24 protein-coding genes and 1 riboswitch are annotated in these 26,347 nt (G+C 70.4%); of the genes, 7 read left to right on the top strand and 17 right to left on the bottom strand.

The annotated features are described in order from the left end of the window. Positions 1-29: 29 nt before the first annotated feature. Positions 30-1,172, bottom strand: coding sequence for a glycosyltransferase family 4 protein (locus tag ACGFU6_RS12585; protein WP_393610240.1), 1,143 nt, complete (start codon positions 1,170-1,172; stop codon positions 30-32). A 101-nt stretch (positions 1,173-1,273) separates the two neighbouring features. On the opposite strand from ACGFU6_RS12585, the gene ACGFU6_RS12580 reads away from it, so the two are divergent. Next, positions 1,274-2,503, top strand: a complete 1,230-nt coding sequence (locus ACGFU6_RS12580; protein WP_393610238.1) for a glycosyltransferase 87 family protein — start codon at positions 1,274-1,276, stop codon at positions 2,501-2,503. 17 nt (positions 2,504-2,520) lie between these two features. Here ACGFU6_RS12580 and ACGFU6_RS12575 read toward each other — a convergent pair whose 3' ends face one another. The 5 genes from ACGFU6_RS12575 to ACGFU6_RS12555 form a co-directional block, all read right to left on the bottom strand. Then, positions 2,521-3,774 (bottom strand): hypothetical protein, encoded by a 1,254-nt coding sequence (locus tag ACGFU6_RS12575; RefSeq protein WP_393610237.1) that lies wholly within the window; start codon positions 3,772-3,774, stop codon positions 2,521-2,523. 16 nt (positions 3,775-3,790) lie between these two features. Beyond that, the gene (locus ACGFU6_RS12570; protein ID WP_393610235.1) at positions 3,791-4,822 is read right to left on the bottom strand and encodes an NlpC/P60 family protein; all 1,032 of its coding nucleotides are present in this window, start codon (positions 4,820-4,822) and stop codon (positions 3,791-3,793) included. Positions 4,823-5,058: 236 nt separating this feature from the next. Then, complete coding sequence (locus ACGFU6_RS12565; protein WP_393610318.1) at positions 5,059-6,084, bottom strand: NlpC/P60 family protein; 1,026 nt, start codon at positions 6,082-6,084, stop codon at positions 5,059-5,061. 285 nt (positions 6,085-6,369) lie between these two features. Then, positions 6,370-7,734 (bottom strand): NYN domain-containing protein, encoded by a 1,365-nt coding sequence (locus ACGFU6_RS12560; RefSeq protein ID WP_393610233.1) that lies wholly within the window; start codon positions 7,732-7,734, stop codon positions 6,370-6,372. Positions 7,735-7,768: 34 nt separating this feature from the next. Beyond that, positions 7,769-8,011: a hypothetical protein gene (locus ACGFU6_RS12555; RefSeq protein ID WP_024494175.1), complete on the bottom strand. Its 243-nt coding sequence runs from the start codon at positions 8,009-8,011 to the stop codon at positions 7,769-7,771. A 160-nt stretch (positions 8,012-8,171) separates the two neighbouring features. Here ACGFU6_RS12555 and ACGFU6_RS12550 point away from each other — a divergent pair, with 160 nt between their 5' ends. Beyond that, positions 8,172-8,909: a rhomboid family intramembrane serine protease gene (locus ACGFU6_RS12550; RefSeq protein WP_123526533.1), complete on the top strand. Its 738-nt coding sequence runs from the start codon at positions 8,172-8,174 to the stop codon at positions 8,907-8,909. Further along, complete coding sequence (locus ACGFU6_RS12545; RefSeq protein ID WP_123526532.1) at positions 8,906-9,187, top strand: Lrp/AsnC family transcriptional regulator; 282 nt, start codon at positions 8,906-8,908, stop codon at positions 9,185-9,187. Before ACGFU6_RS12550 ends, ACGFU6_RS12545 begins: the two co-directional genes overlap by 4 nt. Before the next feature lie 76 nt (positions 9,188-9,263). Here ACGFU6_RS12545 and ACGFU6_RS12540 read toward each other — a convergent pair whose 3' ends face one another. The 6 genes from ACGFU6_RS12540 to ACGFU6_RS12515 all read right to left on the bottom strand — a co-directional run bounded on the left by ACGFU6_RS12540 (position 9,264) and on the right by ACGFU6_RS12515 (position 16,420). Beyond that, positions 9,264-10,679 carry an aminotransferase class V-fold PLP-dependent enzyme gene (locus ACGFU6_RS12540; RefSeq protein ID WP_393610231.1) on the bottom strand — a complete coding sequence of 472 codons (1,416 nt, stop codon included), beginning with the start codon at positions 10,677-10,679 and terminating at the stop codon, positions 9,264-9,266. A 172-nt stretch (positions 10,680-10,851) separates the two neighbouring features. Continuing rightward, positions 10,852-10,969, bottom strand: a riboswitch (SAM riboswitch). Positions 10,970-11,065: 96 nt separating this feature from the next. Further along, complete coding sequence (gene trpD / locus ACGFU6_RS12535; RefSeq protein WP_393610229.1) at positions 11,066-12,130, bottom strand: anthranilate phosphoribosyltransferase; 1,065 nt, start codon at positions 12,128-12,130, stop codon at positions 11,066-11,068. Between the two features lie 126 nt (positions 12,131-12,256). Beyond that, on the bottom strand, positions 12,257-13,882 hold the full coding sequence (locus ACGFU6_RS12530; protein ID WP_393610228.1) for a cytochrome bc complex cytochrome b subunit: 1,626 nt from the start codon (positions 13,880-13,882) through the stop codon (positions 12,257-12,259). Next, positions 13,879-14,931, bottom strand: coding sequence for a Rieske 2Fe-2S domain-containing protein (locus tag ACGFU6_RS12525; protein WP_393610226.1), 1,053 nt, complete (start codon positions 14,929-14,931; stop codon positions 13,879-13,881). The genes ACGFU6_RS12530 and ACGFU6_RS12525 overlap by 4 nt, the downstream gene beginning before the upstream one ends. Beyond that, the gene (locus ACGFU6_RS12520) at positions 14,928-15,737 is read right to left on the bottom strand and encodes a c-type cytochrome (RefSeq protein WP_123526527.1); all 810 of its coding nucleotides are present in this window, start codon (positions 15,735-15,737) and stop codon (positions 14,928-14,930) included. Before ACGFU6_RS12520 ends, ACGFU6_RS12525 begins: the two co-directional genes overlap by 4 nt. A gap of 62 nt (positions 15,738-15,799) precedes the next feature. Further along, positions 15,800-16,420: a heme-copper oxidase subunit III gene (locus ACGFU6_RS12515; protein ID WP_024494183.1), complete on the bottom strand. Its 621-nt coding sequence runs from the start codon at positions 16,418-16,420 to the stop codon at positions 15,800-15,802. A gap of 202 nt (positions 16,421-16,622) precedes the next feature. On the opposite strand from ACGFU6_RS12515, the gene ACGFU6_RS12510 reads away from it, so the two are divergent. Next, on the top strand, positions 16,623-17,024 hold the full coding sequence (locus tag ACGFU6_RS12510) for a hypothetical protein (RefSeq protein ID WP_123526526.1): 402 nt from the start codon (positions 16,623-16,625) through the stop codon (positions 17,022-17,024). Between the two features lie 79 nt (positions 17,025-17,103). On the opposite strand, the gene ACGFU6_RS12505 is transcribed toward ACGFU6_RS12510, so the two are convergent. From ACGFU6_RS12505 to coxB, 4 genes are all read right to left on the bottom strand, one after another. After that, positions 17,104-18,357: an Ig-like domain-containing protein gene (locus ACGFU6_RS12505; protein ID WP_393610224.1), complete on the bottom strand. Its 1,254-nt coding sequence runs from the start codon at positions 18,355-18,357 to the stop codon at positions 17,104-17,106. Between the two features lie 122 nt (positions 18,358-18,479). After that, positions 18,480-18,878, bottom strand: coding sequence for a cytochrome c oxidase subunit 4 (locus ACGFU6_RS12500; RefSeq protein ID WP_393610222.1), 399 nt, complete (start codon positions 18,876-18,878; stop codon positions 18,480-18,482). Then, positions 18,875-20,611, bottom strand: a complete 1,737-nt coding sequence (ctaD, locus tag ACGFU6_RS12495) for a cytochrome c oxidase subunit I (RefSeq protein WP_073735590.1) — start codon at positions 20,609-20,611, stop codon at positions 18,875-18,877. Before ctaD ends, ACGFU6_RS12500 begins: the two co-directional genes overlap by 4 nt. After that, positions 20,608-21,570 carry a cytochrome c oxidase subunit II gene (gene coxB, locus ACGFU6_RS12490; RefSeq protein ID WP_393610220.1) on the bottom strand — a complete coding sequence of 321 codons (963 nt, stop codon included), beginning with the start codon at positions 21,568-21,570 and terminating at the stop codon, positions 20,608-20,610. The genes ctaD and coxB overlap by 4 nt, the downstream gene beginning before the upstream one ends. A gap of 270 nt (positions 21,571-21,840) precedes the next feature. Here coxB and ACGFU6_RS12485 point away from each other — a divergent pair, with 270 nt between their 5' ends. Beyond that, positions 21,841-23,223, top strand: a complete 1,383-nt coding sequence (locus ACGFU6_RS12485) for a cysteine desulfurase/sulfurtransferase TusA family protein (RefSeq protein WP_393610218.1) — start codon at positions 21,841-21,843, stop codon at positions 23,221-23,223. A 6-nt stretch (positions 23,224-23,229) separates the two neighbouring features. On the opposite strand, the gene ACGFU6_RS12480 is transcribed toward ACGFU6_RS12485, so the two are convergent. Continuing rightward, positions 23,230-24,204: a carbohydrate kinase family protein gene (locus ACGFU6_RS12480; RefSeq protein ID WP_393610216.1), complete on the bottom strand. Its 975-nt coding sequence runs from the start codon at positions 24,202-24,204 to the stop codon at positions 23,230-23,232. A 154-nt stretch (positions 24,205-24,358) separates the two neighbouring features. Between ACGFU6_RS12480 and ACGFU6_RS12475 the strand changes: the two genes are divergently transcribed. Continuing rightward, positions 24,359-24,556 (top strand): hypothetical protein, encoded by a 198-nt coding sequence (locus ACGFU6_RS12475; RefSeq protein ID WP_393610214.1) that lies wholly within the window; start codon positions 24,359-24,361, stop codon positions 24,554-24,556. Between the two features lie 184 nt (positions 24,557-24,740). Then, a complete protein-coding gene (locus ACGFU6_RS12470) occupies positions 24,741-26,210 on the top strand; it encodes a hypothetical protein (RefSeq protein ID WP_393610212.1) in 1,470 nt (489 codons plus the stop codon). Positions 26,211-26,347: the final 137 nt, after the last annotated feature.

The following is a 26,347-nucleotide window of genomic DNA, read 5'->3' as shown; positions in this document are numbered from 1 at the left end:
AGAGCGGCGCCCTGAGCCTCTCCGCGCGTTCAGAGCAGCGCCCTGAGCCTCTCCGCCAGCAGGTCCCAGCGCCACTTCTCCTCGACCCAGGCCCGGCCGCGCTCCCCCATCCGCCGGCGCAGCTCCGCGTCACCGAGCAGCGCGACGATCCGCTCCGCCGACTCCTCGGCCGAACCGCCGCGCACCACCCAGCCGGTCTCGCCGTCGAGCACCGCGTCCGGGGCGCCGCCCGAGTCGCCCGCCACCACCGGCAGCCCGGTCGCGGACGCCTCCAGGTAGACGATGCCCAGGCCCTCCACGTCGAGGCCGCCGCGCCGGGTGCGGCACGGCATCGCGAAGACGTCACCGGCCCCGTAGTGCGCGGGCAGTTCCGCCCACGGCACGGGTCCGGTGAACCGCACCGAGTCCCGCACCCCGGTCTCGGCGGCCAGCTTCCGCAGCTCGTCCGCGTACGGTCCGCCGCCGACGATCAGCAGCACGGCGTCGGGCACCTCGGCCAGGATCGCGGGCATCGCGAGGATCAGGGTGTCCTGGCCCTTGCGGGGCACCAGCCGGGACACGCAGACGACGACCGGCCGGTCGGTGAGCCCGAGCCGGGCGCGGACCGCGTCGCCGCCCGAGTCCGGGTGGAAGGTCTTCTCGTCCACCCCGGGCGGCAGCTGGACCATCCGGTCCGCGGCAGCCGGCGTGAGCGCGGCGGCGATCCGGGAGCGGGTGTACTCACCGAGATAGGTGATCGTGTCCGTGGACTCCCCGATCCGGCGCAGCAGCTGCCGGGAGGCGGGCAGCTGGGCCCAGCCGGCCTCGTGCCCGTGCGTGGTGGCGACCAGCCGGCGGGCCCCGGCCCGGCGCAGCGCCGGTGCCATCAGCCCGAGCGGGGCGGCGGCGCCGAACCAGACGGACGAGCAGCCGTGGGTGCGCAGCAGCTGCGTCGCGCGCCGGGTCACCCGCGGGGTCGGCAGCAGCATCGTCGTACGGTCGCGGACCACGGTGAAGGGCTGCTCGGCGTCGAAGGCGGCGGTGGCCTCGGCGCCCTCGGGGCCGCGCTTCCAGGTGGAGGCGTAGACGACGATCCGGTCCGGGTCCAGCCGGAGCGCCATGTTGTGCAGGAACGCCTGGATGCCACCGGGGCGGGGCGGGAAGTCGTTGGTCACGATCAGGGTCTTGTCCATCGCCGCCGACAGTACCGGGCGGCCCCGCCTCGTCGCTCTCGCACAGCGGCTGCGGGCATCATGTCCTGTCGTACCACCGACGGAACGGACGAGGGCGGGACATGACGGGTTCGAGCAGCGCACGACCGGCCTTCGTGGTGTGGGCCCTCAGCAGGGCCCTGCTGCTGCTCTGTGTCGTGAAGGTGATCACGCTGCCGGGCCCGGACGTGACGAGCGACGTGTCGGTGATCTACCACGGCTGGTATGACGTGCTGCGCTCCGGCAGCTATCCGCAGTCCGACGTCACCTGGCAGTACCCGCCGCTCGCGGCCCTCGCGATCCTCTCCCCCGCGCTGCTGCCGTTCCTGGACTACGCGTCGGCCTTCTTCGTCCTGGCGTTCCTCTGCGACGCGCTGGTGTTCGCTCTGCTGCTGTACGCGGGCCGGGGCGCCGCCCGGCGGACGGCCGGGGCGTGGGTGTGGGTGGCGGGGGTGCCGCTGCTGGGGACGACCGCGTACGCCCGGTACGACGTGATGGTGACGGCCGTCGCGGTGGCGGCGCTGCTGGCCGGGGTGCGGCATCCCCGGGTGCTGGGGGTGCTGGCGGCGTTCGGCGCGCTGCTGAAGGTGTGGCCCGCGCTGGTGCTGGCCGGAACGGCTCGGGGGCGCCGGACCCGGCTGGCGTGGTCGACGGCGGCCGGGGTGGCGGCGGCGCTGCTCGTGACGTGCGCGGTGGCGGCGCCCGGCGCGCTGGCCTTCCTCGGTTCCCAGCGCGACCGGGGCACCGAGGTCGAGTCGCTGGGTGCGCTGGTCTTCCATGTGGCGCGGCAGTTCGGCTGGCAGGGCCGGGTGGAGCTGAACTACGGCTCGCTGGAGTTCCTCGGCCCGCACGTGCCGCTGGTGAGCACGCTCGCGCTGGGGCTGAGCGTGGTGGCGTTCGGCTGGCTGCTGGTGTGGCGGCTGAAGGCGCGTTCCTTCGGCGTGAGTACGCCGGCGGACGCGGCGTTCACCGCGGTGCTGCTGTTCACCACCACGAGCCGGGTGATCAGCCCGCAGTACATGCTGTGGCTGGTCGGTCTGGCCGCGGTCTGCCTGGTCTTCCGGGAGAGCCGGATGGCGCTGCCGGCCTGTCTGGTGCTGGTGGCGACGGGCGTCACGCAGCTGGAGTTCCCGCTGGGGTTCATCCATGTGGTGACGAGCGACGCGACGGGCGTGGTCCTGATGTTCCTGCGCAACGGGCTGCTGGTCGCCGCGACGCTGATCGCGGGCGGGCGGCTGTGGCGGGACACGGTGACGCGGCCGGCTCCGGAGGCCTCCGCGTCCGCCCCGGCGCCGGAGACGGTCGCCGGCTGAGCTCGCGGGGCCCCGGGTCAGCCGAGCCGGTCGCGTACGTAGTCCCGCCAGCGCGCCGTGAAGTCCTGCGTGGTGGTGCCGAGCACCTCGTGCAGGGCCTGCTCCACCGCCCCGTCCCGCCCTGAGTGCCCTCCGACGGCCCGGTAGAAGGCGAACAGCTTCTCCTCGCCCCAGCGCCCCGCGATGAGCTCGCAGGCCAGCCAGCCGCCCTCGTAGGCCCTCGCGAGGCGGTCCGGGTCCTCGGTGAAGCCGAAGTCGTCGTCGGTGGGCAGGTCGGCGGGCGGCTCGCCGCGCCGGACGGCGTCCGCCAGCTCGGGCGCGACCTCGGCGGCGGTGCGCTCCCCGTCCCGGTAGGCCGCCCAGTCCGCGAAGCCCTCGGAGAGCCAGGTCGGGGTGGCGGACGAGGTGCGGGTGCGGGTGGCGACGTGGGTGGTCTCGTGGGTGAGGACGACGCGCTGCCCGAAGCTGCCGAGCAGTGCGTACGCCTGCGGGTTGACGATGACCCGGTCGGCGGGCGCCGTACCCGAGCCGCCGGTCTCGCCGGTGGTGACCGCCGCTATGCCCCGGTAGTTCGCGGCGGGCGAGCCGAGCAGCTCCGCCATGTCCTGCACGGTGTCCGGGACCAGCACCACCACGCGGCCCGCCCAGTGCTCCGGCCAGGCGTCGGAGACGGCGGGCACCGCCCGGTCCGCGGTGTCCGCGATCCCGGTCAGCTCCTCGCGGGAGCGGCCGACACCCAGCACCAGGCTGTGCTCGCCGCGCACCGCCTCGATGTCGCCCTGCTGCCAGAGCTGCCGGCCGCCGCCCTTCGCCGGGCGGTCCGCGGTGAGGTACCAGCGACCGTCCGCCGGGTCCCGTTCGAGGTCGAGCACCCGGTCCACGAAGACCGGCGCACTGTCGTAGCCCTTGATCCGGTAGCCGAGCCGCACGTCGGCGCTGGCCCGGTCAGCGCCGTGCGGCGAGACGTCCGTCAGCCGGTACGTCCAGGAGCCGATCGGCAGGTCCGCGAGATGGCCGAGCTCCTTGCGCTGCGCGGCCCGCAGGTCGGTGGCGTCCTTGGCGACGACCGAGACGTAGGCGTCCGCGTCGTGGTGCAGCACCGCGTCGGCCCGGCGGTCCAGGGTGGCGCGGATGTCGGCGGCCGCGGTGTCCGGCAGCTCGTCGGCCGGGGCCGAACAGGCGGCGGCGCACAGCAGCGCGGCGAGGACGGCGCCCGCCGCACGCCGTCGTCCACCACGCGCCCGTCCTGCGGTACGCCCCTGATCTGCCACCTGACCGAGAGTACGGTCAGACCCGGGTCACCGAGGAGACGGGCATCATGCCGACGGGGTCGTAGCGGACCGGGGCGCCGGGGTACGGGGCGTGGATTACCTGGCCGTTGCCCACGTACATCCCGATATGACTGGCGTCCGCGCGGTAGGCGACCAGGTCGCCGGGGCGGGCATCGGAGAGCGGCACGATGTGGCCGGCGTACCGCTGGGCCTGCGAGGTGCGGGGCAGGCTGACCCCGGCCTGCGCGTACGCCCACTGCATCAGACCGGAGCAGTCGAATCCGGCGGGGCCGTTCCCGCCCCAGACGTACGGGCGGCCCAGCGCCCGGTGGACGGCCATGACGGCGGCCGCCGCCCGCGCGGAGCCCGCCGGAAGCCCGGCGACCGTCCCGTTCGCGTTGTCCCGGCCGCTGCGCGAGGCCCGGTCGAGGGCTGCCCGCTCGGAGCCGGGCAGCGAGCCGAGCAGCCGCCTGGCCTCGGCGAGTTTGCGTACGACGGTCCGCTTGTGCCGGCCGAGGGCGGCCCGGTCGCGCTCCAGGCCGGCGAGCGAGTGCGCGGCCTCGGCCCGGGTCTGGGCCAGCGCCCGCTGGGCCCTGCGGAGTTCGGTCAGGGCGCTCGCCCGGCTGTCGTTCACCCGGCCCAGCACGGCGGCCCGGTCGAGGTAGTTGTCCGGGTCGGAGGAGAGCAGCAGGGCGAGCGAGGGGTCGATGCCGCCGGACCGGTACTGCGCGCGGGCCTGGGAACCGAGCTCCCTGCGCATCCCGTTGACGCGTTCCTGGCCCCGGGCCGCCCGGTCCTGCGCCCGGCTCACCTCACCGCGCCGCCGCCCGACGTCCTCACCGGCCTTGTTGTACTGCTCGGTGGCGCGTTCGGCCTCGGCGTAGAGGCGGTCGACCCGGGCCCCGGCGCTCTGCGGGGTGTCCTGCGGCTCGGCGTTCGCGGTGGCCGCGCCGAGCGTCGCGGCGGCGGTCGCCGCCGCGGCCGACAGGACAGTGGCCCGGGCGCTCCGGCTCAGGCCGGGCTGTGTGGAACGGCGATGGGACACCACAGGACGCCGCACTCCCTTCCGCTGTACGCAGGCGTGCGCAGCCCCTGCCGCCCGGGCGGGCGGACCGACACCTGGAGCTGCGCGGCAGCCAGACAGTAGTCGGACGATCACGGAGCGGACAAAGAACGCGCCGGGCGGACGGGTGCCGTAAACAGCGACGCCCCGCCGGTGACCTGTGGTCTCCGGCGGGGCGGGCAGTCAGTACGGGGCGCGGGAATTCGCCCGTTCGGGCGTGATCAGATGCGTACGGCGGTCTGGTAGCTGCCGACGGTGTTCATCGACTCGTAGCGGACCACGGCGCCCGGCTTCGGGGCGTGCAGCACGGTGTTGTTGCCCGCGTAGAGGGCCACGTGCGAGGTGTTGCTGAAGAAGACCAGGTCGCCCGGCTTCAACTGGCTGCGCCCGATCTGGGTGCCCTGGTTGATCTGGGTGTACGTGGTGCGGGTGATCTGGACGCCGGCCTGGGCGTAGGCCCACTGGGTCAGGCCCGAGCAGTCGAACGAGTTGGGGCCGGTGCCGCCGGAGACGTACGGCTTGCCCTGCTGGGTGGAGGCGGCCTGGAGTGCGGCGGCGCCACGTGCGGAGGCGGGAACCTCGCTGCCCAGGTCGACCCGGTCACCGGCGGAGCGGCTGGCGCGCAGGTCGTCCGCGCGCATCTTCTCGCGCTCGGCGGCGGTCAGGGTGTTGAGCACCTTCTGCGCCTCGGCGAGCTTGCCCTGCTGCTGCTTCTTCTTCTCACCGAGCGTCTTGCGGACGTCGGCGAGGTCGGCGAGCTTGTCCTGGGCCTCCTTGCGCTCCTGCGCGAGGGACCGCTGCTTCTCCTGGATCTTCGTCAGCGACTCGGCCTGCTTGGCCGAGAGCTGGTCGAGCGACGAGGCCTGGTCGAGGAAGCTGTCCGGGTCCGAGGCGAGGAAGAGCTGCACCGAGGGGTCGATGCCGCCGGAGCGGTACTGCGCGGCGGCGAGCGAACCGAGTCCGCTGCGGAGCGTGTTGAGCTCCTCCTGACCGCGGGCCACCTTGTCCTGCAGCGCGCCGACCTGCTTCTCGAGCTTCTCCTGCTTCTCCTTGGCCCCGCTGTACTGCTCGGTGGCCGTCTCCGCCTCGTGGTAGAGCTTGTCGACCTTCGCCTTGACCTCGCTCTTGGTCGGCTTGGGGTCGGCGTGAGCGGCCTGCGAGGTGAGGGCCACGGCCGCGGCGGCGGTCGCGGTGAGCACGGTCACACGGGCGCGGCTCGGGTTCCTGGGACGACGGTGGGACGCCACGAAGGCGAGCTCCTTCTTCCTCGAGCCGCCTACCGGGATGCTGGGGGACATGAATCCCCGGCTCCGTGCGAATCACGGAATCGGCGGTTCCTTCACTGCCACCCCGGATGGGTGATCAACCGTGCGAAGGTTCGAGGCCCGACCATAGTGACCATCCTGTGATCAGTTCAAATCCTCACAGGAAAAACTTCGTCACACCGGGTACTTCTTTGCCCACACCACACTGCGTGTAGCTGCGAACTGACGGCCCGTTCCGTAATTTACGGCAATCCGCGACAAGCTTCGTCAAACCCGTGAAAGCCGCTTCAGGAGCAAGACGGACGCAACGGGTCTCGCGCCCGCCTTCGCCACTCCGTCGGCCACTTCGCGGTCGGTGGAGACCACCACGACGGGCCTTCCTGACGGTTCGGCACGCGCGAGCTGCCGGATGAGCTCGTCCGCGGTGACGCCCGCCCGGCTGAACAGCACCCGCACCCCGCGCGGCGGCGCGAGCAGCACCGGGGCCGCCAGCTCGGCCCCGTCGAAGACGCAGGTCATCTCCGCGCCCGTCTGGGCGGCGAGCATCGACAGACCGCCCAGCAGCCGCAGCCGCTGCTTCTCCAGCGGCAGCTGCGGATAACCGGTCTTGGTGACGTTGTAGCCGTCCACGATGAGGTGTGCCTGCGGCAGCGCGAGCAGCTGGTCCAGCAGCGCCGGATCGGTGTCCGAAAGTGCTCTGGCGGCAACGTCCTTGGGCGACATCCGGCCGGGCTCGACCGCGTCCACGGTGTCCGCGGGGCGCATCGAGGACGGCGGCAGGGCCAGTTCGCGCCGCAGTCCGCCGGCCGCTTCGAGCACCGTGTCCAGCAGCAGCCGCAGCCGCATGTCCTCGACGGAGCGCCCCTCACGGGCGGCCCGGCGCCCCGCCTCGACGGATGCCTCCGCCTCGCCGAGCCGGGCCCGCAGCCGGCGGGTCTCGCTCTCGGCGGCGGACACCTGGGCGGCCGCCTCGGCGCGTACGGCGTCGCTCTCGGCCCTGCCCCGGCGCAGCGCGGCCTCGCCGCGCTTCACCTCGTTGGCCGCGCTGCGCAGCTTGCGCTGGAGCGACTCGGCCTCCTTGCGGGCCGCGTCGAGGTCGCTGCGGAGCCGTTCGGTCTCGCTCTTCGTCTGCGCGCGGGCCTGGGCCAGCTCCTCGCGCAGCCGTTCCAGTTCGCGCCGGCTCTCGTCGTCGGCGCGTTCGGCGTCGGCCCGCTGGGCCTCCTCGCCCGCCGCGGCGAGGAGCTTCACCCAGCCGTCCGGGCGCAGCACGTAGGCCGCGGCGGCCACATCGAGGGGATCGGCGGCGGCGGGCGGCGAGCCGGCCTCCAGGGCGCCACTCAGCTCCGGCTGGGTCTCCCGCAGCCGCTCACCGATGCGTCGCCGGAAGACGGCGTCGCCCTCCAGGGCGGCCGCCATCGCGTTCCCGGCGAACTTGGCACGCCGGGTCGGCGTGAACCGGGCGTACTGTCTGAGCTGAGCCGGGAGTTCGGTGACCGTGAGGCCGCCGAACGCGTCCGACACCAGCGCGACGACCCGGCGCCGTACACCTTCGGGCAGCGGGCGGTCGAGCATCTCCACGGCATCGTCGGCCGCGTCGTCCGACGCGGCGCCGCCGGCGGGCTGCTCCACCATCCGTCACCTCAAACTGTATGTCCGCACGGCCCCGTCAGGAGTCGGCACCCGGCCTGTCGACTAGCTCGATCTGGTCCACCGCGTTGCACCAACGGCAGCGCACCGACTCGATGGTCTCACTGACCACCTCGCGTTCTTCGACGCTCGACTCCCCGGCCAGGTCGAGATGGACGTATTCGACGACCTTGGAGGAGCGCGTCACGTCGAATCGCGTGAGGTTTCCGCAGAGCGTGCAGCGCCAGCGGGTCGCCTCGGTCGGCTGGGGAACCGTCGTCATCGTTGCGTCCTCTTTCGTCGGGCCTCGTGCTGCCACATAAGGATCTCGCGGTGCGCCGTCGAACTGCGGATGTCCTGTCGTAACCCTACGGCCTCGCCGCATACCACCGGCACGGCGAGGCGCTCTGTCCGGTTCCCTCCGCTTGCGTCATGCTCTGTTCATGATCGATCGGCGGGCTGCGGCCGGCAGACTCCTGCGGGCGGCCACCTCGGGCGGACCGCCGGTCACCTACGCCCTCATCGCCCTGTGCTGCGTGGTCTTCGCGATCAGCCCGCTCTCCGGTCTCGCCCCGGTGTACGGCAGCGCGGACGCCCTGCTGTCGGCCCAGGCCGGGTACTTCGAGCGCTGGGGCGTGATCCCGAGCGAACTGTGGGACGGCTCCGCGCACGCCCTGCTCACCCCGCTCACCGCGCTCTTCGTGCACGGCAGCTGGCTGCATCTCCTGGGCAACGTGCTGTTCCTGTACGTGTTCGGAGCGATGGCCGAGGAGCGCATGGGCCACACCGAGTTCGCGTTCTTCTACCTCGGCTGCGGCTACCTCGCCCTGCTCGCCTACGCGGCCGCGCACGCCACGTCCGACCAGACGCTCGTCGGCGCCTCGGGGGCGATCTCGGCGGTGCTGGGCGCCTTCCTCTACCTCTTCCCCAGGGCCAGGGTCACCAGCGTGTTCCCGTTCCTGCTCTTCCTCCCGCTGCGCTTCCCCGCCTGGATCGTGCTGATCTTCTGGTTCGTGCTCCAGTGGCTGGCCGCGGAGGGCGCCGGCAGCGGCCCCGGCGTGGCCTATCTCGCCCATGTGGTCGGCTTCGCCGTCGGCTTCCTTTACGCGTGGGGGCGCTACGGGCGTGGGGCTAGAGTGAAGTCTCCAGCCACGGCCACCGAGGGAGAAAGCCAGCCGTGATCACCGCGATCGTGCTCATCAAAACCAGCGTGGACCGGATCCCCGAGATCGCCGAGGCCGTCGCGGCGCTGGACAGCGTCAGCGAGGTCTTCTCGGTAACCGGCACGTACGACCTGATCGCCATGGTCCGGGTGGCCAAGCACGACGATCTGGCCGAGGTCATCCCCGGCCGGATCAGCAAGATCCCCGGCGTCGAGGGGACCGACACCCACGTGGCGTTCCGTACGTACTCGCAGCACGACCTGGAGGCGGCCTTCGCCATCGGCCTGGACGGCTAGTCTCCGTGAAACGCGTTCGGGGGGGGGGGGGGGGGGGGGCCCCCCCCCCCCCCCCCCCCCCACCGCTTTACACGGCTCAGTGCTGTGCGGTGCCCCGGTCCGGGACGCAACGGCCGTCCTCGGTGCGGTACTTCCACTGGGCGCCCTCGCTCACCAGCTCCTTGACGGCCCGCACGAAGCGCTCGATGTGCTCGTCCGGCGTACCGGCACCGAAGCTGACCCGGATCGCGTTGAGCGACCGCTCGCCCGGCTCGGCCTCCGGCGCGCCGCACTCGCCGACCTCCTGCGGGTCACTGCCGAGCAGGGTGCGCACCAGCGGGTGGGCGCAGAACAGTCCGTCGCGTACCCCGATGCCGTACTCGGCGGAGAGCGCCGCGGCGAAGTGCGAGCTGTTCCAGCCCTCCACCACGAAGGAGATGACGCCGACCCGGGGCGCGTCGTCACCGAACAGTGAGAGCACCTTGACCTCGGGGACCTCCGCGAGTCCGGCGCGGACCTCGGAGACCAGTTGCTGCTCGCGGGCGACCAGGCTGTCGAACCCGGCCTCGGTGAGCGCCTTGCAGGCGGAGGCGATGGAGTAGACACCGATGACGTTGGGCGAGCCGGCCTCGTGGCGGGCGGCGGTGCTGTGCCACTCGACGTCCACCCCGCCGTCGGCGCGCCGGGCGACCTTGCGGGAGGCGCCGCCGCCGGCCAGGTAGGGCTCGGCGTCGCGCAGCCAGTCGGAGCGGCCGGCCAGCACGCCGGAGCCGAAGGGCGCGTACAGCTTGTGGCCGGAGAAGGCGACCCAGTCGACGTCCAGCTCGCTGATGTCGACGGGGTGGTGCGGGGCGAGCTGGGCCGCGTCGAGGACGATCCGGGCGCCGTGGGCGTGCGCGGCGGCGGCGAGCTCCTTGACGGGCCACAGCTCACCGGTGACGTTGGAGGCTCCGGTGACGCAGACGAGCGCGGGGCCAATGGGTCCTCCCCTGCTCGAACGAAGCTGAGAGCTTGGGGAAGAGTCGCGGTCCGCCAGGGCCCGCTCCAGCGTGGCGACGGCCTGCGCGGGGGTGCGCGGGGCGTTCAGGTAGGTCACCCGGGCATCGCGCCAGGGCAGCAGGGACGCGTGGTGCTCGGTCTCGAAGACGAACACCTGGCAGTCGGCGGGGAGCGCCGCCGCGAGCAGGTTGAGCGAGTCGGTGGTCGACCGGGTGAAGATCACCTGGTCGTCGGCGCGGCAGCCGAGGAACTCCGCGACGGTCACGCGGCTGGACTCGAAGAGGTCCGTGGAGAGCTGCGAGAGGTAGCCGGCGCCTCGGTGGACGCTGCCGTAGTACGGCGCGTACGCGGCGACGTCGTCCCACACGCGCTGCAGGGCCGGGGCGCTGGCGGCGTAGTCCAGTGCGGCGTACGTGACCTCACCGCCGGTCACCAGCGGAACCGTCACATCCTTGCCCAGAACGGGCAGTGGGGTACAAATGGACTGGTCGGTGGCAGCGGTGAAGACAGACATGACGAACTCCCGTAACAGGCAGGCGAATTCCGGTGCCTGCGGATACGCGGCAGCACGGAAGGAAGAAAAGAGGGTGTGCGGAGGAGGGCCGAAAAGCCCTATCGCATTCGCTTGCTCACAGAGGCTCCCTGAGGACCAGGACCCCACGGGTGGACGCCTTACGACGTCGAGGGGTCCGCGCTTGCCGCAGACCTCGCTGCCTACGGCCTGGTCTTCACCCGGGGCACCCCGCCACGGACGGAGGGTTGCCGGACAGCGGGCCGGGGCCGTAGTCGCTGTCACTCATGACCTGCGCAGCATCTTGCCATACGTGGGAGAACGCGCAAGGCGCAGTCCATGATCTGGACTGCGCCTCGCTCCGTGTTCCGTGTGTCAGGGTCGCGTGCTCAGGCGTTGCTGGCCGCGACCCATCTCTCCAGCGCGCGCCCCGCGGACCCGGAGTCGATGGACTCGGCGGCCCTCGCCATACCGGCGGCGAGCTGCTCGTCGAGCGTGCCGTCGCCCGGGTCGAGCGCGACCAGCGCCGCCGCCGCGTTGAGCAGGACGGCGTCCCGTACGGGCCCCGTTTCGCCGGCCAGCAGCCGGCGGGCCACATCGGCGTTGTACGAGGCGTCGGCGCCGCGCAGCGCCTCCACCGGCACCAGCTCCAGCCCGACGTCGCGCGGGTCGAAGGCCTGCTCGCGCACGACGCCGTCGCGGGCCACCCAGACCCGGGAGGTCGCGGTGGTGGTCAGCTCGTCCAGGCCGTCGTCGCCGCGGAAGACCAGCGCGGAGTTGCCTCGTTCGGCGAGCACGCCCGCGACGATGGGCGCCATCCGCAGATCGGCGACACCGATGGCCTGGGAGCGCACCTGGGCCGGGTTGGTGAGCGGGCCCAGGATGTTGAAGGTGGTCGGGGCGCCCAGCTCCGCGCGGGCCTTCGCCGCGTAGCGCAGGGCGGGGTGGAACTTCACCGCGAAGCAGAAGGTGATGCCCGCTTCCTCGGCCACCTCGACGACGCGCTGCGGGGGCAGGTCCAGGTTGACGCCGAGCTTGCCCAGTACGTCGGAGGAGCCGCTGGCCGAGGAGGAGGCGCGGTTGCCGTGCTTGACGACCTTGGCGCCCGCCCCGGCCAGGACGATCGCGGACATGGTGGAGATGTTGACCGTCTTGGCCATGTCGCCGCCGGTGCCGACGATGTCGACCGTGCGGCCGGGCACGTGGATCGTGGTGGCGTGCTCGTACATCGCACGGACCAGGCCGGTGACCTCCGTGACGGTCTCGCCCTTGGCGCGCAGGGCCACCGCGAAGCCGGCGATCTGCACGTCGGTCGCCTCGCCGCTCATGATGCGGTCCATCGCCCACGCGGTGTCGTCCGCGCTCAGGTCCTCGCCGCGCAGCAGCGGGGTCAGCACGCCGGGCCAGGTACGAGCCGCCACGCTGTCGCCGCCGACCGGGGTCACAACGTTCATGGTCCGCTCCTGGGGTCCACAGCCGATATAGGGATGCGACCACCCTATCGAGCGCCGGGGACAGCGAAGAGCCCCGTCCATCGTATGGATGGACGGGGCTCCCGCTGTGGCGATCAGCTCAGGTGATCAGTGGTGGCCGTGGCCCTCGGTGATCTCCTTGTACTCCTCGGGGGACGCCTTGGGGATCTGGTTGTGCTCGCCGAAGTAGCTCTTGCTGAGCTTGGCGCGCACCTTCTCCACCGGCGACACCTTGCGCTTGACACCGTTCTCGTCGACCAGCGGGCCGAGCTCGACCGGCGCGTACTGCTCGTGCGCGGTGAGGGTGTGCAGCTGGCCCTGCGACAGCGGCTCGTGGACCTCGACGAACTCACCGTGCGGCAGGCGCTTGATGAGCCCGGACTCGCGCCCGTGCAGCACCTTCTCCTTGTCCCGGCGCTGGAGGCCGAGGCAGATCCGCTTGGTGGCGACGAACGCGAGGACCGGTCCGACGAAGAAGAAGATCCGGACGAACCACGAGATCGAGTTCAGCGACAGGTGGAAGTGCGTCGCCCAGAGGTCGTTACCGCCGCCCACCAGACCGATGAAGTACACCGTGATCCACGCGACACCGAAGGCCGTACGGGTCGGGGCGTTGCGCGGGCGGTCCAGGATGTGGTGCTCGCGCTTGTCCCCGGTGACCCAGGACTCGATGAACGGGTACATCGCGATCGCACCCAGGATCAGCCCGAAGAGCACCAGTGGGATGAGCACGCCCAGGACGAGCGTATGACCCCAGAGGTTGATCTCCCAGCCAGGCATCACTCGGACGAGACCCTCGGCGAAGCCCATGTACCAGTCGGGCTGGGCGCCGGTGGACACCTGGTCCGGGCGGTACGGGCCGATGGCCCAGATCGGGTTGATCGAGGCGATGCCCGCGATGACGGCGATGACACCGAAGACCAGGAAGAAGAAGCCTCCGGCCTTGGCCATGTACACCGGCAGCAGCGGCATGCCCACGACGTTCTTGTTGGTCCGGCCGGGACCCGCGAACTGCGTGTGCTTGTGGTAGAAGACCAGGATCAGGTGGCCCACCAGAAGCCCGAGCATGATGCCCGGCAGCAGCAGGATGTGCACCGAGTAGAACCGCGCGACGAAGTCGCCGCCCGGGAACTCCCCGCCGAACAGGAACATCGAGATGTAGGTGCCGACGATCGGCATCGACAGGATCGCGCCCTGGGTGAAGCGGACACCCGTACCCGAGAGCAGGTCGTCCGGGAGCGAGTAGCCGGTGAAGCCGGTGAACATACCGAGCACGAACAGCAGGAAGCCGAACAGCCAGTTGATCTCACGCGGCTTGCGGAACGCGCCCGTGAAGAACACGCGCATCATGTGCACGAACATGCCGGCCAGGAAGATCAGCGCGGCCCAGTGGTGGATCTGCCGGACCAGCAGACCACCGCGGACGTCGAAGCTGATGTTCAGCGTCGAGGCGTAGGCCTCGGACATCCGGATGCCCTGCATGGGCTCGTACGGACCGTGGTAGACGGTCTCGGCCATGCTCGGGTGGAAGAACAGCGTCAGGTACACACCCGTGAGGATGATGATGATGAAGCTGTAGAGGCAGATCTCACCGAGCATGAAGGACCAGTGGTCCGGGAAGATCTTACGCATGTTGGCCTTGGCCAGGGAGTAGATCCCGAGCCGGCCGTCCGCCCAGTCGGCCATCTTCTCACCGGCGGGCGCCTTGCGCTTCGTATCGGTCGCAGTACTCATCCGCGCTCCCAGAATGCAGGACCGACGGGCTCTTCGAAGTCACCGAGCGCCTCGAGGTTACCCTCGCTGTTCACGCCGATCCGCAGCTGCGGGAGAGCGTGACCGGCCGGACCGAAGATGACGCGGGCGCCGTCGGAGAGGTCGAAGGTTGACTGGTGGCACGGGCAGAGCACGTGGTGCGTCTGCTGCTCGTACAGGCTGATCGGGCAGCCGACGTGGGTGCAGATCTTCGAGAAGGCCACGATGCCCTCGTGGGCCCACTCGCGCTCGCGCTTGTCCTTGATGTTGGACGGCTCGATGCGAATGATCATCAGCGCAGCCTTGGCGATCTGCGTCTGGAAGTCGTGAGCGTCCTCCTCCAGGCCCTCGGGCATGGCGAAGGTCAGCGAACCCACGGCCACGTCCTCGGGGCGGAGCGGCTCGTTCGTGTTCATGTTGATGAGCTGCTTGCCCTTGGCCCACAGGGTCGAGCGGAGCTTCTTCTCCGGCAGCGGACCGAGGTCGCGCAGCAGCACCACACCGGCGAGCGGCACCAGGGCCAGCGCGCCGAACATGGTGTTGCGGATCAGCTTGCGCCGGCCGAGCACGGACTCCTCGGCACCGGCCGCGAAGTCCGCGAGGACCTGCGCCCTGACCTCGGGCTCGGCCGCGATCGGGTGCCGTTCGGCCGGGACCTCGACGTCGGACATCAGGGTGCGCGCCCAGTGGACGGCGCCCGCGCCGATCGTGAAGAGCGCCACGCCCAGGGTCAGTCCCAGGGAGAAGTTGAGCGCGCTCACATGACCGAACGGGAAGATGTAGACGATCTGGTCGACCGGGAAGATGACGTAGGAGGCGATGAAGCCGACCGTCGCCAGCATGGACAGCGTGAACAGGAACGCGACCACGCGCTCCGACCGGTCCGCGGCCCGTTCGTCGATGTCCTGGACGCGCGGCTTGTGAGCCGGCAGCCCCGGGTCCGCGAACGGGTCGTCCGCGCCCTCTACCGCGCCGTGCGCGGGGACCTGCTCTGCGGGCAGGTTCTCTTCTGGAATCTCTTGGCTACTCATGACTTCTTGGCCTTAGCGGTGTGGGCCGCGACCCAGATGGCAACTGCGATCAGTGCGCCGAGCCCGAAGATCCAGCCGAACAGACCCTCACTGACCGGACCGAGACCGCCCAGCTTGAGGCCACCGGGGCTCTCGGCCTGCGCGCTGTTCACGGTCTGGACGTACGCGATGATGTCCTTCTTCTGCTGCTCGGGCATCGTCGTGTCCGGGAAGGACGGCATGCTCTGAGGCCCGGTCTGCATGGCCTCGTACATGTGCTTCGGGTCCACGCCCTCAAGGCTGGGAGCGAACTTGCCCTTCGTCAGGGCACCGCCCTCGCCGGTGAAGTTGTGGCACTGGGCGCAGTTGGTACGGAACAGGTCGCCGCCCTTGGCCACGTCCGCGCCCTCGGGGCTGACCTGGCTCTTGGTGGGGACGATCGGGCCGGCGCCGAGCGACGCGACGTACGCCGCGAGCTGGTCGATCTCGGCCTGGTTGTAAATGACCTTCTTCTTCGGTACCTGGGCACCCGGCTGCTGCGCGGGCATACGGCCGGTACCGACCTGGAAGTCCACGGCTGCGGAGCCCACGCCGACAAGCTGGGGACCGTCGGTGGTTCCCTCACCGCCGGTTCCGTGGCAGCTGGCGCAACCGACGGAGTACAGCTTCTTGCCCTCGTCGATGGCGAGGGACTGGGCGGTTTCGTCGGCCTGCGCCTTACTCGCGGGCGCAAACGCGGCGTACAGCCCCCCGGTAGCCGCAAGCGCGAGGAGTAGTACGACGACCGCCGCCAACGGATGGCGTCGTCGTGCGGAGAGCTTTTTCACGGATTACCCCGGTGTCAGGATCTTCTGCGTCGATGCTGGATGTGGTTCGGGCTCGAGCCCGGTTACTTGATCAAGTAGATCGTGGCAAAGAGGCCGATCCACACAACATCGACGAAGTGCCAGTAATAGGACACGACGATGGCAGCGGTCGCCTGTTCATGGGTGAACCTCTTGGCTGCGTATGTCCTGCCCAGAACGAACAGGAAGGCGATCAGACCGCCTGTCACATGCAGACCATGGAAGCCAGTGGTCAGGTAGAACACCGAGCCGTACGGATCCGAGGACAGCGAGAGGCCGTCCTTCTTCACCAGCTCGGTGTACTCGAAGATCTGGCCTCCGATGAAGATCGCACCCATCACGAACGTGATCACGAACCAGGCGCGGAGCTTCTTCACATCGCCCCGCTCCGCGGCGAAGACGCCGAGCTGGCAGGTGAGTGATGAGAGCACCAGGATGGTGGTGTTCGTCGCCGAGAACGGAACGTTCAGGGACGACGCCATTTCCTTCCAGTGATCTGGTCCGGTCACCGATCGCAGGGTGAAGTACATCGCGAAGAGGGCCGCGAAGAACATCAGCTCGGAACTCAACCAGATGATGGTTCCGACGCTGGTGAGGTTCGGCCGATTGACCGACGGGTGCGCGTGCCCGGTTTCTACTGTCGTTGCTGTCGCCACGACCGACATTATGTCGGTCGCTTATCCCGCCCTCACTCCGGGGGGTGCCGTTCGGTGTGTCAGAGGGGTGTGTCCTCCCCGAACGGCCCATGAATCCGCTGTCCCGGGCGGTGCTGACAGGCTGTCGGGCGGAGTACGATCCGCGCATCGGACAGCCCTCACGAACCGAGTGCCCCGAAAGCCCCGAAGACACGGATGTCACGGAGGAACAATGCAGCCGACCGCCACGGTCCTGGTCTACAGCGACAACGCCCACACCCGTGAGCAGGTGAGGCTGGCAGCAGGGCGCAGGCCCGCGGCGGACGTGCCGCCGGTGGAGTTCCTGGAGTGCGCCACCCTGCCCGCCGTCCTGGACGCCCTGGAGCAGGGAGGCGTCGACGTCTGCGTGTTGGACGGTGAGACCGCCCCGGCGGGCGGGATGGGCGTCTGCCGGCAGATCAAGGACGAGGTCTTCCGCTGCCCGCCGGTGCTGCTGCTCATGGGGCGCCCGCAGGACGCCTGGCTGGCCACCTGGAGCCGCGCGGACGCCGCGGTGACCCTTCCGGTCGAGCCGGTCGGGTTCGCGGACTCCCTGGCCGCCCTGCTGCGCAGCAGGCTCTCCGTGGGCGCCTGAGGGCCCCTGGGAGCCCGGGGGGCCGCTGCCGGCCCCTCCTCCTGCCGCTGGTTCCTCCGGGGGGCAGCGCACTCCCCGGTCAGACCCCGGGGCGCAGCCGCGCCGCCTGAACCGGGTCCACCCGGTCGGGCGTGTCGTTCTGCAGTGCGCTGCCCTTCTGCCATTTCGCCCAGGAGAGGTTCCAGTCGCCGTACCCGTTGTCGAACGGCGTCATGGTCTCGCCCTCGCTGCCGACGACGCTGACGACGTCGCCCTCGCGGACGGTGTTGTAGAACCACTCCGCCTCGCTGGTGCTCATTCCGGTGCAGCCGTGGCTGACGTTGGCGACTCCCTGCGAGCCGGTCGACCAGGGCGCCGCGTGCACGTACTCGCCGCTCCAGGTGACCCGGGTCGCGTAGTAGACCGGCAGGTCGTACGAGTCGGACGAGCCCTCCGCGATGCCGATGGTCTCCCCGCGCATACGTACGTAGTACTCCTTGCCCAGCACGACCTTGACGCCGTTGCGGGTGGAGAAGCCGGGCTTGCCCGTGGTCACCGGAATGGTGTTGATCACCTCACCGTTGCGCTTGACCGTCATGGAGTGCTCCGAGGCGTCGGTGATGGCCTCGATGCGGTCGCCGGTAGTGATCTTCAACGCTTTCGTGGGTGCCCCGTACAGCGCGTTGGCCACCTTGATGCCGGTGAGACCGCTGCTGACCTCGATGGAGGCCTTGGCCGGCCAGTACTCCTTCGGCCGGTAGTGCAGCGTCTTGTCGTCCACCCAGTACCAGGAGCCGGTCACGGCGGGGGTGGAGCGCACGGTCAGCGCGCGCTCCACGGTGGCGCGGGAGGCCTTGTCGGCGATCGGGGCGCTGAGTTGCGCGGTGATGGGCTGTCCGACGCCGTAGGTGCCCGTCTGAGGGCCGAAGGTGACCTTCAGGAACCTCTTGGCGGCCGCGGTCCCGAAGGACAGCGTGCGGCTGCCTGGGGCGCCGTCGTCGTCCTCCATGCTGACCTTGACGGTGTACCGGGTGCCTGCGGCGAGCGGGGCGGTGGAGTGCCAGCGGTGTCCGTCGGCGTCGAGTTCGCCCGCCAGATGGCGTCCTTCGGCGTCCACGGCCGTCACGTCGGTGATCCGGCCGTCGTCGCCGTCCACGCTGACTTCGAGGGGCTTGTCCGGGTCGACCTTCTCACCGCCGTCGGGCGTGTTGGAGGAGATCTCATCCGCCGCGTCGTACGGCTTCGCCGCGAGCGGATGACTGTCGGACGCCCCACAGGCGGTCATCCCTGCGACCAGGGTCACGACCAGCAGAGTGCAGCTCACTACGGGACGGATGCGCGGCGTGTGGTTCATGAACCCACGCTAAGAAGATTCATCCGTTTCAGCGCGCGGGGTGACTGCAAACGGGGGGCCCGCACTTCTCGTGGAAGTGCGGGCCCCCCGTCAGGTGGAGCGGTGTCACGGGTGAAGCGGTGTCACTGGGTGCGGTTCTCGCCGCGGTAGTACTCGAAGACCCAGCCGAACAGACCGACCATGATCACCGGGAGCGAGAAGTAGAGCAGCCACCAGCCGAAGATGACTCCCATGAAGGCGAGTGCGCCGCCGACCGCCAGCGAGAGCGGCTGCCAGCTGTGCGGGGAGAAGAACCCCACGTCGCCGGCCTCGTCCGCCACGTCGGCTTCCTTGTTGTCCTGCGCAAGCGCGTCGACCCGCCGGGCCGTGAAGGCCAGGTAGAAGCCGATCATGATGCTCAGGCCGAAGGCCAGGACGAGCGCGGTGGTACCGGCCGGCTCCTTGGACCACACGCCGTACGTGATGGCCATGGCGAGGATGAAGACCGATAGCCAGATGAACAGCTTGCCCTGGATCTTCACTTGCCCGCCTCCTTGCCGCCGGCGAGGGCCTTGTCGCCCTCGGAGTGGTGCTCCAGCTGCTCCAGCGCCGTGATTTCCGGGTGGTGCAGGTCGAACGCCGGGGATTCGGAACGGATCCGCGGCAGGGTGATGAAGTTGTGCCGCGGCGGCGGGCAGGACGTCGCCCACTCCAGCGAACGGCCGTAACCCCACGGGTCGTCGACCTCGATCTTCTTGCCGTACTTGGCCGTCTTCCAGACGTTGTAGAAGAACGGCAGGATCGACAGGCCGAGCAGGAACGAGCAGATCGTCGAGATCGTGTTCAGCGCGGTGAAGCCGTCCGCCGCGAGGTAGTCCGCGTAACGACGCGGCATGCCCTCGGCGCCCAGCCAGTGCTGCACCAGGAACGTGCCGTGGAAGCCCACGAACAGCGTCCAGAAGGTGATCTTCCCGAGCCGCTCGTCCAGCATCTTGCCGGTGAACTTCGGCCACCAGAAGTGGAATCCGGAGAACATCGCGAAGACGACGGTGCCGAACACCACGTAGTGGAAGTGCGCCACCACGAAGTACGAGTCCGAGACGTGGAAGTCCATCGGGGGCGAGGCCAGGATGACGCCGGTCAGACCACCGAAGGCGAAGGTGATCAGGAAGCCGACGGCCCAGAGCATCGGTGTCTCGAAGGACAACGAGCCCTTCCACATCGTGCCGATCCAGTTGAAGAACTTCACCCCGGTGGGTACCGCGATGAGGAACGTCATGAAGGAGAAGAACGGCAGCAGCACACCGCCGGTGACGTACATGTGGTGGGCCCACACGGTCACGGAAAGACCCGCGATGGCGATCGTCGCGCCGATCAGGCCGATGTATCCGAACATCGGCTTTCGACTGAACACCGGGATCACTTCGGAGACGATCCCGAAGAAGGGCAAAGCGATGATGTACACCTCTGGATGCCCGAAGAACCAGAACAGGTGTTGCCACAGCAATGCGCCGCCATTGGCCGCGTCGAATACATGCGCCCCGAATTTTCGGTCCGCCTCGAGCGCGAAGAGCGCCGCGGCGAGGACCGGGAAGGCCAGCAGGACCAGGACACCGGTCAGCAGGACGTTCCAGACGAAGATCGGCATGCGGAACATCGTCATGCCGGGTGCGCGCATGCAGATGATCGTGGTGATGAAGTTGACCGAACCGAGGATCGTGCCGAATCCGGAGAAGGCCAGACCCATGATCCACATATCGGCACCGACGCCCGGCGAGCGGACCGCGTCCGAAAGCGGGGAGTAGGCGAACCAGCCGAAGTCGGCCGCACCCTGCGGGGTGAGGAAGCCGGCCACCGCGATGATCGAGCCGAAGAGGTAGAGCCAGTACGCGAACATGTTCAGCCGCGGGAACGCCACGTCGGGCGCGCCGATCTGCAGCGGCATGATCCAGTTCGCGAATCCGGCGAACAGCGGCGTCGCGAACATCAGCAGCATGATCGTGCCGTGCATCGTGAACGCCTGGTTGAACTGCTCGTTCGACATGATCTGCGTGCCCGGACGGGCCAGCTCGGCGCGCATGAAGAGCGCGAGCAGACCGCCGATGCAGAAGAACGCGAACGATGTGACCAGGTACATCGTGCCGATCGTCTTGTGGTCAGTGGTGGTCATCCACTTGATGACGACGTTTCCCGGCTGCTTGCGCCGGACCGGCAGCTCGTCCTCGTACGAGTCGTCTGCTGCCGCGGCACCCTGAGGTTCGTTGAGGATGCTCACAGTTTGTTCGTCTCCGCATTCCTGGCCGGGTCAGTCTGCTCGATGCCGGCCGGCACGTAGCCCGTGTTGCCCTTCTTCGCCAGCTCCTTGAGGTGCGCCTGATAGCGCTCCGGGGAGACGACCTTGACGTTGAAGAGCATGCGGGAGTGGTCGACGCCACAGAGCTCGGCGCACTTGCCCCTGAAGGTGCCCTCCTGGTTGGGAGTCACCTCGAAGGAGTTGGCGTGGCCCGGAATGACGTCCTGCTTCATGAGGAACGGCACCACCCAGAAGGAGTGGATGACGTCACGCGAAGTCAGGATGAAGCGGACCTTCTCCCCCTTGGCCAGCCACAGGGTCGGACCGGGGTTGCCGTTCTGCGGGTTCCGGGTTCCCGGGACGCCGACGTCGTAGACGCCGTCAGCACCCTTGGGGAAGTCCTTGCGGAACCGGTCCGGGATGGCGTCGAGCTCCTTGGGGACCTCGTTGCCCGTGGCGGCCGAGCCGTCCACGTTCTCGATGTAGTTGAAACCCCAGCTCCACTGGTAGCCGACCACGTTGACCGTGTGGGCGGGCTTCGGGGAGAGCTCGAGGATCTTCGATTCGTCGCGCGCGGTGAAGTAGAACAACACCGAGACGATGATCAGAGGGACCACGGTGTACAACGCCTCGATCGGCATGTTGTACCGGGTCTGCGGAGGAACCTCCACCTTGGTGCGGCTGCGCCGGTGGAAGATGACGCTCCACAGGATCAGGCCCCAGACCAGCACACCCGTGGCGAGCGCTGCCGCCCACGAGCCCTGCCAGAGGGAAAGGATCCGTGGGGCCTCTTCCGTTACCGGTGTAGGCATACCAAGGCGGGGGAAATCCTTGTATGTGCAACCGGTTGCGGTCGCCAGGATCAGGCCCGCAGTCAGCACCTGCGGCAGCTTCCGCCGCATCGGGCGCCGCGACGAGCGGTCGGAGCCGTTGGGACTCACGTAGCGCCTTCCCGAGAGTCTCGCCCGCACGGTCGGCGCGCCCGTCTCGTTTGTCGGTCGCCGCCCCTGACGCGGGCAGGGGTTTGGATGTTTATGCGGACCAAACCCTACTGGACGCTATTTGGGGTCGCGCGGGGAGGGTGCCCAACGCGCCGTCCGACTCCCCGAAGGGGTGGAATCCGTGCCACCGGCCGCCATCTGACGCCCCCTCTCCTGACCCCGCGGGCGGGCGGTACCGAGCCGGTCCCCGGACCCGGCTAGCGTGGCCGGGTGCCCTACTTCGACGCCGCGTCCGCCGCCCCCCTCCACCCCGTCGCCCGCCAGGCGCTGCTTGCCGCGCTGGACGAGGGCTGGGCCGATCCGGCCCGGCTCCACCGGGAGGGGCGCCGGGCCCGGCTGCTGCTGGACGCGGCCAGGGAGGCTGCCGCGGAGGCCGTCGGCTGCCGCCCCGACGAGCTCACTTTCACCTCCTCGGGCACCCGGGCGGTGCACTCAGGAATTTCCGGGGCTCTCGCCGGGCGTCGGCGTGTCGGCCGCCATCTGGTGGTGTCGGCCGTCGAACACTCGTCCGTGCTCCATTCGGCCACCGACCACGAGGGCCGGGGCGGATCGGTCACCGAGGTGCCGGTGGACCGGTCGGGGGCGGTGAGCCCGCAGGAGTACGCGGCGGCGCTGCGCGAGGACACCGCGCTGGCGTGCCTGCAGTCCGCCAACCACGAGGTCGGTACCGAGCAGCCGGTGGCCGAGGTCGCCGGGCTCTGCCGGGAGGCGGGGGTGCCGCTGCTGGTGGACGCCGCCCAGTCGCTGGGCCTGGCACCGGTGCCGGGCGGCTGGTCGCTGCTCGCGGCGAGCGCGCACAAATGGGGCGGGCCGCCCGGGGTCGGGCTGCTGGCGGTGCGCAAGGGCGTCCGGTTCGCGGTCCAGGGTCCGGCCGACGAGCGGGAGTCGGGGCGAGCCGCCGGCTTCGAGGACATTCCGGCGATCGTGGCCGCGGCGGCCTCGCTGCGGGCGGTGCGGGCGGAGGCGGCCGCCGAGTCGGTGCGGCTGCGGGCCCTGGTGGACCGGATCCGGAGCCGGGTGCCCGAACTGGTGCCCGATGTGGAGGTCGTCGGTGACCCGGTACGGCGGCTGCCTCACCTGGTCACGTTCTCCTGTCTCTATGTCGACGGGGAGACCCTGCTCCTGGAGCTGGACCGGGCGGGGTTCTCCGTGTCGTCGGGCTCGTCCTGCACGAGCAGCACGCTGACCCCGAGCCATGTGCTGAGGGCGATGGGGGTGCTGTCGGAGGGCAATGTCCGCGTGTCGCTCCCGCCGGGCACCACCGAGGAGGACGTCGACCGCTTCCTCGACGTGCTTCCGGGGGCGGTGGCGGGGGTGCGCGAGAAGCTGGGGGCGCCCGCTGCGGCCGCGTCCTCGCCCGCCCCGGCGGCCTCCCTGGTCGTCGACGCGCTCGGCAGGCGCTGCCCCATTCCGGTGATCGAGCTCGCAAAGGTGATCGGAGGGGTACCGGTGGGCGGGACGGTGACCGTCCTGTCCGACGACGAGGCGGCCAGGCTCGACATTCCGGCCTGGTGTGCGATGCGCGAGCAGGAGTACGTGGGTGAGGAGCCGGCGGACCGGGGCTCGGCCTATGTGGTCCGCCGGCTGTCCTGACTCTTCTTACGCGAGGTGCGCGCGGACCTCGTCGGCGGCCTCGTGGCCGTAGGCCTTGGTGAAGCGGTCCATGAAGTGGGTGCGGTGCAGGGTGTACTCCTGGGTGCCGACCGTCTCGATGACCAGGGTGGCGAGCATGCAGCCGACCTGGGCGGCCCGCTCCAGGCCGACGCCCCAGGCGAGGCCGGAGAGGAATCCGGCACGGAAGGCGTCGCCGACGCCGGTCGGGTCGGTCTTGCTCTTCTCCTCGGCGCAGCCGACCTCGATCGGCTCCTCGCCGACGCGCTCGATGCGTACGCCCTGGGCGCCGAGGGTGGTGACGCGGTGGCCGACCTTGGAGAGGATCTCCTCGTCGGTCCAGCCGGTCTTCGACTCGATGAGCCCCTTCTCGTACTCGTTGGAGAAGAGGTACGTGGCGCCGTCGAGCAGGATGCGGATCTCGTCGCCGTCCATCCGGGCGATCTGCTGCGAGAAGTCCGCGGCGAACGGGATTCCGCGGGAGCGGCACTCCTCCGTGTGGCGGAGCATGCCCTCGGGGTCGTCGGCGCCGATGGAGACGAGATCCAGGCCGCCCACCCGGTCGGCGACGGCCTTCAGCTCGATCAGCCGGGCCTCGCTCATGGCACCGGTGTAGAAGGAGCCGATCTGGTTGTGGTCGACGTCGGTCGTGCAGACGAACCGGGCGGTGTGCAGGACCTCGGAGATCCGCACCGATCCGGTGTCGACGCCGTGGCGGTCGAGCCAGGCGCGGTACTCGTCGAAGTCGGAGCCGGCGGCGCCGACCAGGATCGGGGCGGTGCCGAGCAGGCCCATGCCGAAGCAGATGTTCGCGGCGACACCTCCGCGGCGCACGTCCAGGTTGTCGACCAGGAAGGAGAGCGAGACCGTGTGCAGCTGGTCCGCGACCAGCTGGTCCGCGAATCGGCCGGGGAAGGTCATGAGGTGGTCGGTGGCGATGGAGCCGGTGACTGCGATACGCACGGGAGACTGCTCCTGCGGAGGTCGAGGGAACGGTGTCCGCGTTCCCGGGTCGGCGTGACAGTTAACGCTACCGGTTCCGGCAACCAGGCGAAGCGGAAAAACTACCCGATAGTAGGGCTTTCCTCCTGAGCTCGGGGGTGCTTACGGTGCGGATATGTCGAACAACATCGCCCCGCCCGAGTCCGAGTCCGGTCTGGCCGAGCTGCGCGGAGACTGCGCACGGATGGCTCCGCACTGGGTGGTACCCACGAAGATCGCCGCGACCCCTGTGGCGCCGTCCCTGATTCACGGGGTGACGGTGCCTCCCGCCTCGGCCAGGCTGATCGACTCGATGTCGGAGTACGGCGACTGACAGGGCCGGCGGCCGGCGCCCGAAGACGGCGCGCCGGCCCCTCCCGGACCTCCCTCCCGCCGCAACTGCCGCCCCACGGGGGAACCGTGCGCTCCCGCGCCCCGTCCCATCGGTGTCCGCACCCGAGGGGCGGGCCATGTGCCGGCCAGGCACATGACGCCAATGCAGGCGAAGGAGCGATCCGGTGAGCACCGAGCGATCCGACAACGACGTGACCGGCCCCCGGCGGCGTTCGCCGCTCGCCGTGGCCTCGGTGGCGGCAGCCGTACTGCTGGCCGGTGGCGGCGGCGCGTACTGGGCCGCGACCGCGGCGGACGGCGGCAGCGGCAAGGACAGTGCGGGCAGCGGCACCGGCAACCCCCCGCCACTCTCCCTGGACGAGCGGACGGGCGTACCGGCCACGCACTCCTCCGACCCGTCGGCCCCGCCGAAGGGCATCGCCCCCGGCGAGCCCGATCCGCACGGCGGACGGCTGGTCTACCGGGCAGCCGGAGCGCTGCCGGACGGCCCGGCGAAGGCCGCCGTCCAGCGCACGAGCGGAACCGTCTCCTCGGCCGAGGTGGCCCGGCTGGCGAAGGCGCTCGGCCTCGACGGCACGCCGAGGGCAGAGGGCACCTCCTGGAAGGTGGGCCCCGACGGCGACGGCTCGGGGCCGGTGCTGCGGGTCGGCAAGCAGGCACCGGGCACCTGGACGTTCGCCCGTTACGGCTCCGGCGGCACGGACAACTGCGGGCACGAAAAGACCTGTTCGAGCAAGGGCGTGGCGCCCGGCGGCTCGGGATCACCGGTGAGCGAGAAGGCCGCGATGACGGCGGCGGCGCCCGTACTGAAGGCGGTCGGCCACGACAGCGCCGCCCTCGACGCCCGTCAGCTGATGGGCTCGACCCGCGTGGTGAACGCCGATCCGGTGGTGGACGGGCTCCCCACGTACGGCTGGGCGACCGGCGTCCAGGTCGGCACGGACGGGCAGGTGATCGGCGGCGGCGGGCAGCTGAAGGGCCTGGAGAAGGGCGCCGAGTACCCGGTGGTCGGCGCGGCCGACGCGCTGAAGCAGCTGAACGCCGCGCAGCCCTCGGACGGCCGCAAGAACATCGGCGGGTGCGCGACGGTGGCGCCCCTCGGCGGCGACCGGAAGCCGTCCGGGGAGTCCTGCGGCGCGCGGACCGGAGCCGAGCCGCCCACGACGACGGTGACGGTCGACAACGCCGTCTTCGGTCTGGCGGCGCAGTACGTGGACGGGAAGCAGTTGCTCGTCCCGTCCTGGATCTTCACGGTCCGGCCGGCGGCGGGCGGGGCGGGCAACACCGTCACGCAGGTCGCCGTGGACCCGGCGTACCTGACGAAGGACGCCCCGTCGGAGAAGACCCCGGACGCGGGCGGCACGACGCGGGCCGGCGGCACGGCCCAGTCGTACAGCGCCGACGGACGGACGCTCTCGGTGACCTTCTGGGGCGGCGCGTGCAGTACGTACAAGGTGAGCGCCAAGGAGGACGGCGACACGGTGCGGGTGCGCGTGGCGGAGTCGAAGCCGGACCCGGACAAGGTCTGCGTCATGATCGCCAAGGAGCTGACCCGTACGGTCACGCTGGACCAGCCGCCCGGCGACCGGAAGGTGGTCGACGCGGAGTCCGGCGGCGCGGTGCCGCAGAAGTGACCTGAGACCCCGCGCAGCGGACGACACAGCGGTACGGGGGGGGGGGGGGGGGGGGGGGGGGGGGGGGGGGGGGGGGGGGGGGGGGGGCGGGGGGGCGGGGGGGGGGGGGGGGGGGGAGTGGGGGGGGGGGGCCGGCG

The sequence above is a fragment of the Streptomyces sp. NPDC048462 genome (genome assembly GCF_043200175.1).
Lineage (GTDB): Bacteria > Actinomycetota > Actinomycetes > Streptomycetales > Streptomycetaceae > Streptomyces.
Note: the sequence above shows the minus strand (reverse complement) of the source record. Positions and strands in the feature narration are given on the sequence as shown.

What these genes read in the sequence shown, in the direction of transcription:
- ACGFU6_RS12585 (WP_393610240.1), bottom strand. Translation starts at nt 1,172, where the DNA reads ATGGACAAGACCCTGATCGTGACCAACGACTTCCCGCCCCGCCCCGGT.
- ACGFU6_RS12580 (WP_393610238.1), top strand. Translation starts at nt 1,274, where the DNA reads ATGACGGGTTCGAGCAGCGCACGACCGGCCTTCGTGGTGTGGGCCCTC.
- ACGFU6_RS12560 (WP_393610233.1), bottom strand. Translation starts at nt 7,734, where the DNA reads ATGGTGGAGCAGCCCGCCGGCGGCGCCGCGTCGGACGACGCGGCCGAC.
- ACGFU6_RS12555 (WP_024494175.1), bottom strand. Translation starts at nt 8,011, where the DNA reads ATGACGACGGTTCCCCAGCCGACCGAGGCGACCCGCTGGCGCTGCACG.
- ACGFU6_RS12550 (WP_123526533.1), top strand. Translation starts at nt 8,172, where the DNA reads ATGATCGATCGGCGGGCTGCGGCCGGCAGACTCCTGCGGGCGGCCACC.
- ACGFU6_RS12540 (WP_393610231.1), bottom strand. Translation starts at nt 10,679, where the DNA reads ATGTCTGTCTTCACCGCTGCCACCGACCAGTCCATTTGTACCCCACTG.
- trpD (WP_393610229.1), bottom strand. Translation starts at nt 12,130, where the DNA reads ATGAACGTTGTGACCCCGGTCGGCGGCGACAGCGTGGCGGCTCGTACC.
- ACGFU6_RS12530 (WP_393610228.1), bottom strand. Translation starts at nt 13,882, where the DNA reads ATGAGTACTGCGACCGATACGAAGCGCAAGGCGCCCGCCGGTGAGAAG.
- ACGFU6_RS12525 (WP_393610226.1), bottom strand. Translation starts at nt 14,931, where the DNA reads ATGAGTAGCCAAGAGATTCCAGAAGAGAACCTGCCCGCAGAGCAGGTC.
- ACGFU6_RS12515 (WP_024494183.1), bottom strand. Translation starts at nt 16,420, where the DNA reads ATGTCGGTCGTGGCGACAGCAACGACAGTAGAAACCGGGCACGCGCAC.
- ACGFU6_RS12510 (WP_123526526.1), top strand. Translation starts at nt 16,623, where the DNA reads ATGCAGCCGACCGCCACGGTCCTGGTCTACAGCGACAACGCCCACACC.
- ACGFU6_RS12505 (WP_393610224.1), bottom strand. Translation starts at nt 18,357, where the DNA reads ATGAACCACACGCCGCGCATCCGTCCCGTAGTGAGCTGCACTCTGCTG.
- ACGFU6_RS12475 (WP_393610214.1), top strand. Translation starts at nt 24,359, where the DNA reads ATGTCGAACAACATCGCCCCGCCCGAGTCCGAGTCCGGTCTGGCCGAG.